The organism is Streptomyces sp. NPDC032472 (assembly GCF_040636955.1).
Lineage (GTDB): Bacteria > Actinomycetota > Actinomycetes > Streptomycetales > Streptomycetaceae > Streptomyces.
The window spans coordinates 155,279-167,628 of the sequence record NZ_JBEZVK010000003.1 but is presented as its reverse complement, the minus strand read 5'-3'; the positions used below and the strand labels follow the sequence as shown (position 1 = coordinate 167,628).

The window sequence follows — 12,350 nt, the reverse complement described above, 5'->3', positions numbered from 1 at the left end:
TCGCGGCTGCCCCGCTCGCGGCTTCCTCGCGGGCGGCTCCTCCGCTCGCGGCTCCCTCGCCGGCGGCTGCCCCGCTCGCGGCTGCCTCGCTCACGGCTTCGCCTGGGCGACCAGCACCCGGTCGCCGTCGCCCAGCGCCGCGCCGCCGACCGGCTCGACCTGGACCATTCCGTCGGCGGACATCCCGGCCCGGACCTCCACCCGGCGCCGGCCGTCCACGGCCGCGGGGTCCTTGCCGAGCACCGTGACGGTGGTCCGGCCGTCGGCGCCCGCGGACACCGCGGACAGCGGTACCACCAGCACCGGTTCGCCCGAGGAGGCCGCGGTCACCGTGAGCCGTACGCCCTGTCCGGCGAGCCGGGCGTCGAGCGCCTGGTCGGGGGTTACCGTCAGCGCGTACCCGCCGGGCTCCTGCCCGCCGCCCGCCGGGTTCTCGCCGGAGCCCCCGCCCTGGGCGCCGGCGCCGGCCCCCGTCCCGGATCCGGCCCCGGCCGCCGGGCCGGCCGCCGCGGGTGTCGGGGCGGTGGCCACGGAGGCGACGGTCCCGGTGGCGGAAAGGCCGGTCGCCTCCGACAGCACCTCCACCTTCATCCCGGCCTTGACCAGGTCCTTCTGGTGGGCCGGGAGTGAGGAGCGGATCACCGTGGCGCCCGCCGACAGCGTCAGCAACCCGTCCGGGACGGGGTCGCCCACCGATGCCTTGACCGCGTCGACCCGCGCCGGGAAGCCCTTCACGAAGACCAGCTCGTCGGCCGGGACCATCGGGCCGGCCGCCGAACGGGCCGACTCCAGGCGGCCGTTGGCCTTGGCGAGGTCCGCCTGCGCGAAGGAGAGCTGCTGCTGCGCCTCCGAGGTGTCGGAGCCGCCGCCCGCCTTCGCCTTGGCCAGCGCGGCCTTCGCGGTGGTCACCGCCCGCTGGGCGGCGTCGGCCGCGTCCTCCGCGGCCTGGAGCTTCTCGGCGTCGCCCGGATCGGCGGGCCGCGGGGTGTAGCCGAGGGCGGCGTACAGGGCGGTGACCGCCGCCTTGGTGCCGGCGCCGTACGTGCCGGCCGGATCCTTGCCGACGGGGTGGCCGAGCGCCTTGAGGCCCTCCTGCAACTGCCCGACGTCCTTGCCGGTCGCGCCGGGCTTGAGGTCCCGGTACACCGGCAGCGCCCCCGCCAGCGCGAACACCGGCCTGCCGGACACCTCCACCAGCACCTCGCCCGCCTGTACGGATGCGCCGGGCTGCTTGTTGACCCGGGTGACCACGGGTTTGCCGCCCGCTCCCGAGGCCGCGGCGGCGCCGCCTCCCGGCGACACCGTCAGCGACTGCTCGGCGGCGACCGTGCCCCGTACGACCACGGAGGAGGTCAGCACCCGGCGCTCGACCCGGTCGGCCAGGACCGACGCGGGCGGCGGTGCGGCATCGGCGGCCACCTGGGCGGGGGAGCGGATGGTCGCCGCCAGCACGACCCCGGCCCCGGTCAGGGCGACGGCGCCCGCGACGACCCACACCAGGATCCGCCGCCGCCGACCGAGGGAGCCGAGTACGCCGCCGTGCTCGCCGTCCGGGTCCGACTCCTGCTCCGGCGGCGGCTCTTGATGTTTCACGTGAAACTCACTTCGTCCGTTCGGCGGCCGGGGTCAGCAGGTGCCGAGCACCGAGACCGACGTGACCTTCCAGGGCGCGCCCAGCCGCTCGCGGACGAGGGTGAACGCGGACAGCTGGGAGGGCTTGTCCTTCAGCTGGTCGGTGATCTCACCGCTCGCGCGGTCGTGGATGAGCCAGCGGTCGAGGTCCACGCAGTCCTGGAGCACGCGGCTCTGCTCGCCGGAGACGTTCATGCCGTCGATGCGGTGCCCGACCTCGCCGCGCAGCACCTTCCCGCCCTCGCTGTAGTGCCGCAGCATGGCGCGTACGTTCTCCAGCTGGCCGCCCGTGGCGATCTGCCCGAGCGAGGGGTCGTCCGGATCGGCCTTCTGCCCCGCCGCCAACAGGCCCGTCCAGTAGGCCTCGTAGGCCTGGCGCACGTCGGGGGACGGCTCCACCAGAGTGGCCGCGCTCGACGTCCCTCCGGCGGGGGAGGTACCGGCGGCGGACGAGGTGCACCCGGTGGCCGTGAGGGCCAGCAGGGCGCACACCGCCCCCGCCGCTGTGGCCAGGGCCGCGGCGGGGCGCGTCACGCCGCGCCCTCCGCGAGGACCTTCCCGGCGGTCTCCACCTGCTGGGCCAGCTGCTTCTTCTCCTGGTCCAGCCCTTCCTTGTTCTTCTCCACGGCGGTCTTCTGGTAGGCCGCGAGCACGGCGGTCCAGGTGTCGGTCAGCTTGCTCTTCTGCTTGCACCCGACGTCCGTGGTGGCCGCGGTGATCTCCTCGGCGGTGACCGGACCGGTCCACCGGGTGCCCTCCATGGCCTGCAGCTCCCAGGGGGTCTTCACCTGGAACCCGGCGTCGCGCATGCAGGCGCTCCACTGCCTGATGGCGGCCACGACCCGGCTGTCCCCGCGGGCCCGGTCATTGGACTGCTGGGTCAGCTCGTCGAGCAGCCGGGTGCCGGCCTTGCCGCTCTGCGGGTACAGCTTGCGGGTGGCCTCGCCCGAGCAGCCGCCCTCCGGGGCGCCGGGGCGCGCGGGTGCACCGTCCTGCGGGCCGTAAAGGGCTGCCGCTTCGTTCGGGTCCTGCTTTTGGGCGTCCCTGGGGCGGTCCGGCATGGAGCCCGTCCGGTAGCCGTACTTCTTCGCGTATTCCGCGTCGACCAGGCCGATTCCGGTACTGCCCCGCCCGCCGCCGGCATTCACATAGGTGTTCGCATTCTTGAATGCGGAGAATCCGAGCCGGTGCATGCAGGCGTCGGTGAGAATGTCCTGCGCCTGCTGCATGATTTTCATCTGGTCCTTGTCGAACGCATAGGCGTCGAGCGGAAGCCGGGCGCCCGCGGGGTCCTGCTGCGGGGTGACGGAGACCTTCGGCTCCCCGCCCGGCAGGGACGCGGCGTTTCTCCCGCCGGAGTCGCCGGAGCCTGCCGACCCGCCGGAGCAGGCGGTCAGGGCGGCGGCGAGGAACAGCGCGCCGAGGGTCCCGAGCGGGCGGCGGGAGGGCCGGATGGAGCGCGGCACGATCGACCTTTCGGTGGTGTGCGGGCGGCCTTAAACTGCCGGGCGAACCCGGCGCCGGGGCCGATTCCAGCGGCCCCGGCGCCAGGTGCGCCGAGCTGGTCGAACGGTGCTGGTCGAACCGAGCGGGCCGTGGGTCAGCAGTGCGTGGAGGCCCACTTGGCGAGCAGGGTCTCGGAGCTGTACCCGACCACGCCGGTGTTGTTGTTCTTGTGCTTGGTCCAGTACTTCCAGTTGTCGACGGTGGTGCCCTCCGTGAAGCAGATGGGCGTGATCGTCTGGCTCTTGTAGCCGAGGCCGTTGACCCGGGTGTCGCTCGTGTACGGGGTCGCGCGGATGCGGACCCCGTCTTGCAGGTAGTCGCCGGCGTGGGCGGTGGTGGCCGCTCCGATGCCGAACGCGGCGGTGGAAAGGGCGAGAGCCAGGAACTTGACTGCCTTGCGACGCACGTTGTCATCCTCTCGATGAGCCAACAGATCGTCGTGCAGGCCGAGAGGGACGCAACTGTCCGCGCGGCACGCGCCGAGCCGGCCCCCCCCCGGTCCGGTGAAAGACGATGGCACGAACGCGAATTCCGTACCAGGGGGTTCCGGCCGCACGGCCGAGAGACGCCTGAACCCCCCGTTTCGGGCACGGCGGCGCCTTGCACGGATTCTTCAGATCCTTTTCCGCGTTTCCGCAGGAGAGCGCGGCGCCCGGAAAACGGACCCCTCCCGTTCTCCCCTAACGGATGATCGAGGACCGCTTCCGGGGTTGTCCGGAAAAGCCCACCACCGGCCGGGGCCGGACCTCCTCGGTGCACACCCGGTCCTCCTCACGGGTCGTCGCCCTGCCGTGCCTCTTCGCAGTCGCCCGCGGGCGCGCCAGCGCGGTCCCCGGCCCGGACGGTAACCTTGTGAGGGTTGAATCCACCCTGGTATCGCGAAGAACTGGATGACTGATGCATCGGTACAGGTCCCACACCTGCGGCGAGCTCCGCGCCTCTGACGTCAACACCGACGTCCGGCTGAGCGGCTGGCTGCACAATCGTCGAGACCTGGGCGGCATCCTCTTCATCGATCTGCGCGACCACTACGGCATCACGCAGCTCGTCGCCCGGCCCGGCACCGCCGCCGCCGAGGCCCTGGACAAGCTCTCCAAGGAGACCGTCGTCCGCGTCGACGGCAAGGTCGTCTCCCGCGGCGCCGAGAACGTCAACCCCGACCTCCCCACCGGCGAGATCGAGATCGAGGCCGCCGAGGTCGAGGTGCTCGGCGCGGCCGCCCCGCTGCCCTTCACGATCAACACCGACGACGGTGTGAACGAGGAGCGCCGCCTGGAGTACCGCTTCCTCGACCTGCGCCGCGAGCGCATGCACCGCAACATCATGCTGCGCTCCGCCGTGATCGCCGCGATGCGCCAGAAGATGACCGCCCTCGGCTTCAACGAGATGGCGACCCCGATCCTGACCGCGACCTCCCCCGAGGGCGCGCGCGACTTCGTGGTGCCGTCCCGCCTGAACCCCGGCAAGTTCTACGCCCTGCCGCAGGCCCCGCAGCAGTTCAAGCAGCTGCTGATGATCTCCGGCTTCGACCGCTACTTCCAGATCGCGCCCTGCTTCCGCGACGAGGACGCCCGCGCCGACCGCTCGCCGGGCGAGTTCTACCAGCTCGACGTGGAGATGTCCTTCGTCGAGCAGGAGGACGTCTTCCAGCCCATCGAGAAGCTGATGACCGAGCTCTTCACCGAGTTCGGCGGCGGCCGCGAGGTCACCTCGCCGTTCCCGCGGATCCCGTTCCGCGAGTCGATGCTGAAGTACGGCAACGACAAGCCCGACCTGCGCGCCAAGCTGGAGCTCGTCGACATCACCGACGTCTTCGAGGGGTCGGAGTTCAAGGCGTTCGCCGGCAAGCACGTCCGCGCCCTGCCGGTCCCGGACACCGCCTCCCAGCCGCGCAAGTTCTTCGACGGCCTCGGCGACTACGCCGTCTCGCTGGGCGCCAAGGGCCTGGCCTGGGTGCGCGTCGGCGAGGACGGCTCGCTGACCGGCCCGATCGCGAAGTTCCTCACCGAGGAGAACGTCAAGGTCCTCACCGAGCGCCTCGGCCTGGCCGCCGGCCACGCCGTGTTCTTCGGCGCGGGCGAGTTCGACGAGGTCTCCAAGATCATGGGCCCGGTCCGGGTCGAGGCCGCCAAGCGCGCCGGCCACTTCGAGGAGAACGTCTTCCGGTTCTGCTGGATCGTCGACTTCCCGATGTACGAGCGGGACGAGGAGACGGGCAAGATCGACTTCTCCCACAACCCGTTCTCCATGCCGCAGGGCGGCATGAAGGACCTGGAGGAGAAGGACCCGCTCGACATCCTGGCCTGGCAGTACGACATCGTCTGCAACGGCATCGAGCTGTCCTCCGGCGCCATCCGCAACCACGAGCCCGAGGTCATGCTGAAGGCCTTCGAGATCGCGGGTTACGAGGCGGAGACCGTCGAGCGCGAGTTCGCCGGCATGCTGCGCGCCTTCCGCCTCGGCGCCCCGCCGCACGGCGGTATCGCCCCGGGCGTGGACCGCATCGTCATGCTGCTCGCGGACGAGCCGAACATCCGCGAGACCATCGCCTTCCCGCTGAACGGCAACGCGCAGGACCTGATGATGGGCGCGCCCACCGTCCTGGAGGAGTCCCGCCTGCGCGAGCTGAACATCGCGCTGCGCAAGCCGGTGGAGACGAAGACCTCCGAGCCGGTCGAGAAGTCGGTCAAGCAGCACCAGTAGGAGCCGTCGGCCCCGGCCCCGGTTTGCCGGCCGGGGCCGGGACCCGAACGGCAAGGCGCCCCCGCCCGGGATGTCCGGGCGGGGGCGCCGTCGTTTCGTGTGCCCGCGTGGCCGCCGGCGTCAGAACCGCTCGAGGATGCCCTTGAGGAGGGCGGCGGAGGTCAGCTCGCGGGGGGCCGGGCCGGCGTGGAAGAAGCCGGCGTTCTCGGCGTCCAGCTTGCGCAGGAAGTCGAAGGCCTTGTTGTCGTGGTCGCCGAAGGCGACGAACTGCCAGTGCACCTGCGGGGCGGATGCGGCGGCGTCCGCCAGGGCCTGCTTCGCGGGCTGCCGGTTGTCCGGGGCGCCGTCGGTCTGGAACACGACCAGGGCCGGGCCCTCGCCGCCGTCCTTCGCGTACCGCTCCAGGACCTGCTCCACCGCGACGTGGTAGCTGGTGCGGCCCATGCGGCCGAGCTCGGCGTGGCGGGCCTCGACCCAGGAGGCGTCGTGGGTGTCGAGGGTCAGGTCGGCTGTGCCGTCCACCTCCGTGGAGAAGAACACGGTGTGCACGGTGGCCTCGTCGTCGAGGTGTGCGGCGAGGGCGAGGGCGTGGTCGGCGAGGTGCTGGGCGCTGCCGTCCTTGTAGAACGGGCGCATCGACCCGGACCGGTCCAGGACCAGGTACACCTTGGCCCGCGCCCCGGTCCGGCCCTTGCCGCGCAGCACCTGCGCCGCCGCCTTGTACGCCGCGGCCACCTCGGGCGCCCGCTTGCGTACGACCCCGGCCGCGTGGGCGGGGCCGCCCTCGGTCTCCGGCTCGGCCGCCACGGGCTCGGCCTCGACGGCGGCCGCCACGGGCTCGGCCTCCGGCTCGGCCCCCGGCTCGGCCTCGGCCTGGGGGGCTGCAGCCACGGGCTCGGCAACGACTTCCTCTGCGACGGGCTCCGGCTCGGCAGCGGCAGCCACCGGCTCGGCCGCGGGCGCGGCCTCCTCGGCCTGCGGCTCCTCCACGACGGCGGCCTCGTCCACGACCGGCTCCGCCTCGGCGACCGGGGTGGCCTCCGCTTCGGTCGCCGCCTCCTCGGCCACGGGCTCCGCCGCTGCGGCGGCAGCCGCAACGAGCGCGGGGTCTTCGTCGGCGGCCTCGACCGCGACCGGCTCCTCGGCAGCGGCCGGTTCGGCCTCGGGGGCCTCAGCGGTCTCGGTTTCGGCCGGCGCTTCCGCAGCCACGGGCTCCGCCGCTGCGGCGGCAGCGGCGGGTTCCGGCTCGGCCGCGGCAGCGGCGGGTTCCGGCTCGGCGGCCACCGGCTCGGCCTCGGCCGGTTCGGCCGACGCTTCCTCGGCGGCGGGCTCCGCCTCGGTGACGACCGGGGCCGGCTCCTCGGCGGCGGCCTCGGCCTCGGCCGCGACCGGCTCGGCCTCGGGCGCCGGGGCGTCCGCCTCGGCCGCGGCCGGCTGGGCCGGGGTGTCCTCAGCAGGGGCTGCGGGCTCGGCTTCGGCTTCGGCCGGCTCGGGGGTCCCGTTGTCCGCGGCCGACGGAGCGGCCGGCTCCGGGCGGCGGGCCTCCGGGACCGTGGGGTCCGCGACCGGCGCCGGGGCCGCCGTGAGGAGAGTGCCCGGCTCGCGGTCCCGCGGCGCGGACTGCGGAGGAACGGTCGGGTTGTCGAAGGAGGCCGCGACCAGCTCGGCCGCCGCGTCCAGCGGCGTGCGTTCCCCCTGGCTCGGCACGGCTGCCGTGGTGGCCTCATTCGTCTCCGGAACCGGCTCCGCAGACCGTCCGAAAACCTTGCGCAACAAGCTCCGAATACCCATGGGCCAGGCCTTTCGCATGAGTGCGTGCGTCATTTGTCCGTGCTGCGCGGTTGATCCCTGCCCAGAGTGGACACGTAAGGTTATCGACCCCTCGGCTGGAACGTCGGCAGGGGCGCTCCCGTTGCGCCCGGCCCTTTCCGGCCTCCCCTCCGGACCGGTCCGCCCGGGCTCCGCCGGACAGCGCCACCGGAACCGCGTAGTCCGGAACCGTATCCCGTCCCCCTCCCATCCCCGCACCGCCCCCTGTCCGTAGCCGAACCACCCAAGTACGCCCCCCAATGGGGTGTTTGCGCCGCCCAAGGCGCCGCCCGCAGCCCTCCCACGCGCCCCGGCCCCGAACTCCCGCCCCGCCGTGACCGGTTCACCGGATGTTCACCCCTCCGCCGCCGGTTCGGCGTCGCCCGCCCCTACCGTCGCGGCTGGATTCGGCCGCATCCGGCCGGCGCCCGTGCATCTACGGAGGACACTCGTGCGCAAGCTTCTGCCCCTCATAGGCAACCCGCATGGGGGCGGCCGTTCCGCCCTCACCTGCCGCTACCGCTGTGGCGACGCCTGCTTCCACGAGGTGCCGAACACCAGCGACAACGAGTACGTGGGCGACGTCATCGCCCGCGCCTACTCCCGCCGCGCGATGCTCCGCTCCGCCGCCGTCGTCACCGTGGCCACCGCCGCCGGTACGGCCGTCACCCTCGGCGGCAACGGCGCCCCTGCCACCGCCGCTCCCGCCGCCGACGCCCAGGGCGCGGCCGACGCCGCCGCCCATGCCCAGGGCGCCCGCGGCCTGCGCTTCACGCCGGTTGCGCCGAACACCGACGACCGCGTCACCGTCCCCGAGGGCTACGAGCAGAACGTGGTCATCCGCTGGGGTGACCCCATCGTCAAGGGCGCGCCGGCCTTCAATGCCGACAAGCAGACCGCCGCCGCCCAGGCCGGCCAGTTCGGCTACAACAACGACTTCCTCGCGCTGCTCCCGCTCGGCAGCGGCTACGAGCGCCAGCAGCTCCTCGTCGCGAACCACGAGTACACCGACGAGAACCTCATGTTCAAGGGATACGACCCGGCGAACCCGACCCGCGAGCAGGTCGAGGTCGCCTGGGCCGCGCACGGCCTGGGTGTGGTCGTCGTCCAGGAGGACCACCGCAGCGGCAAGCTGACCGCCGTGGCCCGCCACCAGCTCAACCGCCGCCTCACCGCGACCAGCGAGTTCCGCCTCTCCGGCCCCGTCGCGGGCAGCGCCCTGGTCAAGACCTCCGCCGACCCCACCGGCACCAAGGTCCTCGGCACCCTCAACAACTGCTCCGGCGGCACCACCCCGTGGGGCACGACCTTGCACGGCGAGGAGAACTTCAACCAGTACTTCGCCAACGCCGGCCAGGTCGCCGACCCCGTCCAGGCCGCCCGCCTCAAGCGCTACGGCGTCTCCGCCGGTGCCACCGAGCGCAAGTGGGAGCGGTTCGACAAGCGCTTCGACACCGTCCAGGAACCCAACGAGCCGAACCGCTTCGGCTACGTCGTCGAGCTCGACCCGTACGACCCGGCCTCCACCCCGCGCAAGCGCACCGCGCTCGGCCGCTTCAAGCACGAGGGCGCGCAGCCCCGCCTGACCGAGGACGGCCGCCCGGTTGTCTACATGGGCGACGACGAGCGCTTCGACTACTTCTACAAGTTCGTCTCGTCCAAGCAGATGAAGAAGGGCAGCTCCCGCGCGGTCAAGGAGCACAACCTGACCCTCCTCGACGAGGGCACCCTCTACGTCGCCAAGCTGACCGGCGACTCCCCGGCCGCCGAGTTCGACGGCTCCGGCAAGCTCCCCTCCGACGGCCAGTTCGACGGCTCCGGTGCCTGGATCAAGCTGGCCACCGCCTCGCCCGCCGGCAACGTCTCCCACGTCGAGGGCATGAGCGCCGAGGAGGTGTTCGTCTTCACCCGCCAGGCCGCCGACAAGGTGGGCGCCACCAAGATGGACCGCCCCGAGGACATCGAGCCCTCGCCGCGCACCGGCCGCGTCTACGTGGTCCTGACCAACAACGCCGACCGCGGCAAGCCCGGCAAGGCGGGCGCGGACGAGGCCAATCCGCGCAACCTCAACAAGCACGGCCAGATCCTGGAGCTCGCCGAGAACTTCGACGACCCGGCAGGCGACGGCTTCGCCTGGCGCCTGTTCCTGGTCACCGGCGACCCGAAGGACCCGGCCACCTTCTTCGCCGGCTTCCCGAAGGACAAGGTCAGCCCGATCTCCTGCCCGGACAACGTGACCTTCGATCCGCACGGCAACCTGTGGATCTCCACGGACGGCAACCAGCTCGGCTCGCACGACGGCCTGTTCGGCGTCGCGACGGCCGGCGAGCGCCGCGGTGAGCTGAAGCAGTTCCTGACCGTGCCGCGCGGCGCCGAGACCTGCGGCCCGCTGGTCCAGGACAAGCGCGTCCTGGTCGCGGTCCAGCACCCGGGTGAGATCGACGGCGCGACCGTCGAGAAGCCCGAGTCGGTGTGGCCCGACGGCCCGGGCAGGATCACCCGCCCGGCGGTCGTGTCCGTCTGGCGCAAGGACGGCAAGAACATCGGCATCTGAGCCGGTCACCGGGCACGTCGCAGCGGGCGGTGTTCCACGTGGATGTTTCACGTGAAACACCGCCCCTTTCCCGTTACTTGGGCTCGTCCGCCAGCCGCCCCACCGGCAGCCGGAGCGTGGTGACGGCCCCGCCGTCCGGGGCGTTGGCGAAGGTGAGGGTGATGCCCAGCACGGCCGCCTGGCCCACCGCGATGGTCAGGCCCAGCCCGTGGCCGCGCCCGCGGCCCGGTTCGCCGGTGCGGAAGCGCTGCGGGCCCCGTGCGATCAGCCCGTCGGGGTAGCCGGGGCCGTGGTCGCGGACCGTCACCACCGGGCCCTCGACCCGTACCTCGATCGGCGGGCTGCCGTGCTTGTCGGCGTTGACCAGCAGGTTGGCCAGGATGCGGTCCAGGCGCCGCCGGTCGGTGAGCACCACCAGGTCCCGCACCACCTCCACCGTGACCGGGAGCCGGGTGGCGGCGGCGGCCCGGCGCACCGCCCCGCCGAGCTCGACCCGGGCGAGGTCTGCGCGCTCGACCCCGGCGTCCAGCCGGGAGATCTCCAGCAGGTCCTCGGTGAGCCGGTGCAGTGCGTGCAGCCGGTCGTTGATCATCTCCTTGGGGCGGCCCTCCGGCAGCAGCGCGGCCGCGGCGAGCGAGCCGGTGAGCGGGGTGCGCAGCTCGTGGGCGACGTCGGCGGTGAACCGCTTCTCCGCCTCCAGCCGTTCCTGGAGCGATCCGGCCATGGAGTTCAGGGCTTGGGCCACGTCCCGTACCTCGTCGCGGTAGCCGCCGTCGGCGGGGGCCGCCCCCGCCTCCTCGGAGGCGGGGAAGTCGACGCGGGCGTCGAGGTCGCCGGCGCTGATCCGGCGGGCCACGGCGGCGGTGGTGGTCAGGCGGCGGCTGATCCGGTTGGCGAGGAACACGCCCGCCAGTGCGACGACCCCGGCGGCCAGTGCCGAGGAGGCGAGGATCGCGGCGTCGAGGTCGCGCAGCCGGGCGCGCGTGGTCTCGTACGGGACCCAGACGGCGAGGGCCTGGTGGTCGGCAGGGGCGGCGCCCCACATGACGGGTTTGCCGTCGTGCTCGCCGACCATGCTGCCGGTCATCCCGCGCGCGACGAGCCGGCGCAGCGGCTCGGGCAGTCCGAGCGGGTCCAGGGCTGCGTTCTCGCCGGCGTGCTCGGTGCCGTACTCGTAGTGGCCGAGGGCGTGGTCCAGGTCCCGTTCCACGTCCTTGCGGACCTCGCCGACGACCTGCCGGGCGACCACGTCGTGCACGAGGATGCCGAGGGCGGCGGCCACGGCGCAGCACACGGCGGTGGTGGTCAGGGCGATCTTCCAGCGCAGACTGCTCGTCACCCGCATGGCGGCCGCGCCCCTTCAGCCCCTGCTCGCGGCGCACGGGGTGGAGCCGGTCTTCAGGGTGGGGCACTCGTCGAGGCTGAGCTCGGACAGGTTCATGATCCCGGCCTCGGGGTCCCACACGTAGTCGGCGACGGAGACCTTCTTCGGGTTCGAGGTCGGTTCGCGCACGGCCAGGTGCTCGGCGGCCACCTCCACGCCCTCCAGCACCCCGCGCCGGGACAGGATCCGGGTGATCGAGCCGTCGTCGCGGACGGTGTAGACGCGCAGTTCGCTGACGCGGCCGTCGAGGTCCAGGGCGGTGATCAGCTCCTCCCGGCCGTTGCCCGTCACGTCGTGCAGGACCGGCGGCCGGACCGGGCACTTCGGGCCGCCGTCCACAGACTGTGTACAGAGCGCGAGCCGCTGCACGGCCCGCGGGTCGACGAGGCGCCCGGTGCCGCCGTCCTGCCGGGTGGCGGCGGTGACGTCGGCCCGTACGACCTCCAGCGCGTTAACGCCCCGCATGCTCGGCCCCGGCGCCTTGGGCAGCCCGGGGACCACGGCGGCGGCGCCGGGCTGTTCGTCCGGGCCGGGCGGTTCCGGGTGGAGGTTCTTCCACAGGGTCTGCGGGGCGTGCGCAGTACCGAGGTCGCCGTCGTTGCGCAGCCCCTCCACGTCGGCGCACCCGGCCGTGGCCGCCAGGAGGGCGGCGAGGACGGGGGCGGCCGCAGCGCGGTGGCGCAGGCCGCGCGGGAGGAGGGGCCTCATGCCCCGATGCTCCCCCGGCGGGGCCGGTGCGGCCCGGGCACAGGACCGTTCGGG

Annotated in this window: 9 protein-coding genes; 2 read left to right on the top strand and 7 right to left on the bottom strand. The window is 73.2% G+C overall.

Going from position 1 to position 12,350, the window contains the following annotated elements:
* Window positions 1–90: 90 nt before the first annotated feature.
* The 4 genes from AB0F11_RS03015 to AB0F11_RS03000 all read right to left on the bottom strand — a co-directional run bounded on the left by AB0F11_RS03015 (window position 91) and on the right by AB0F11_RS03000 (window position 3,544).
* Entirely contained in the window at window positions 91–1,593 is a 1,503-nt protein-coding gene (locus tag AB0F11_RS03015) for a peptidoglycan-binding protein (RefSeq protein WP_362167631.1), read from the bottom strand.
* A gap of 33 nt (window positions 1,594–1,626) precedes the next feature.
* Entirely contained in the window at window positions 1,627–2,166 is a 540-nt protein-coding gene (locus AB0F11_RS03010) for a hypothetical protein (protein ID WP_362167629.1), read from the bottom strand.
* A complete protein-coding gene (locus tag AB0F11_RS03005; protein ID WP_362167627.1) occupies window positions 2,163–3,098 on the bottom strand; it encodes a hypothetical protein in 936 nt (311 codons plus the stop codon). Before AB0F11_RS03005 ends, AB0F11_RS03010 begins: the two co-directional genes overlap by 4 nt.
* Window positions 3,099–3,232: 134 nt before the next feature.
* The gene (locus AB0F11_RS03000; protein WP_362167624.1) at window positions 3,233–3,544 is read right to left on the bottom strand and encodes a hypothetical protein; all 312 of its coding nucleotides are present in this window, start codon (window positions 3,542–3,544) and stop codon (window positions 3,233–3,235) included.
* 491 nt (window positions 3,545–4,035) lie between these two features.
* On the opposite strand from AB0F11_RS03000, the gene aspS reads away from it, so the two are divergent.
* Entirely contained in the window at window positions 4,036–5,841 is a 1,806-nt protein-coding gene (gene aspS, locus AB0F11_RS02995) for an aspartate--tRNA ligase (protein ID WP_362167621.1), read from the top strand.
* A 120-nt stretch (window positions 5,842–5,961) separates the two neighbouring features.
* Here aspS and AB0F11_RS02990 read toward each other — a convergent pair whose 3' ends face one another.
* Window positions 5,962–7,548, bottom strand: coding sequence for a VWA domain-containing protein (locus AB0F11_RS02990; protein ID WP_362167619.1), 1,587 nt, complete (start codon window positions 7,546–7,548; stop codon window positions 5,962–5,964).
* A 553-nt stretch (window positions 7,549–8,101) separates the two neighbouring features.
* Here AB0F11_RS02990 and AB0F11_RS02985 point away from each other — a divergent pair.
* Window positions 8,102–10,204: a PhoX family protein gene (locus AB0F11_RS02985; RefSeq protein ID WP_362167616.1), complete on the top strand. Its 2,103-nt coding sequence runs from the start codon at window positions 8,102–8,104 to the stop codon at window positions 10,202–10,204.
* 73 nt (window positions 10,205–10,277) lie between these two features.
* Here the strand turns inward: AB0F11_RS02985 and AB0F11_RS02980 are convergent, their stop codons facing one another.
* Both AB0F11_RS02980 and AB0F11_RS02975 read right to left on the bottom strand, forming a co-directional pair.
* The gene (locus AB0F11_RS02980; RefSeq protein ID WP_362167613.1) at window positions 10,278–11,549 is read right to left on the bottom strand and encodes a HAMP domain-containing sensor histidine kinase; all 1,272 of its coding nucleotides are present in this window, start codon (window positions 11,547–11,549) and stop codon (window positions 10,278–10,280) included.
* Between the two features lie 15 nt (window positions 11,550–11,564).
* Window positions 11,565–12,296 carry a hypothetical protein gene (locus tag AB0F11_RS02975; RefSeq protein ID WP_362167611.1) on the bottom strand — a complete coding sequence of 244 codons (732 nt, stop codon included), beginning with the start codon at window positions 12,294–12,296 and terminating at the stop codon, window positions 11,565–11,567.
* Window positions 12,297–12,350: the final 54 nt, after the last annotated feature.

Coding starts and splice junctions, on each gene's coding strand:
- aspS (WP_362167621.1), top strand. CDS start 4,036: ATGCATCGGTACAGGTCCCACACCTGCGGCGAGCTCCGCGCCTCTGAC.
- AB0F11_RS02980 (WP_362167613.1), bottom strand. CDS start 11,549: ATGCGGGTGACGAGCAGTCTGCGCTGGAAGATCGCCCTGACCACCACC.
- AB0F11_RS02975 (WP_362167611.1), bottom strand. CDS start 12,296: ATGAGGCCCCTCCTCCCGCGCGGCCTGCGCCACCGCGCTGCGGCCGCC.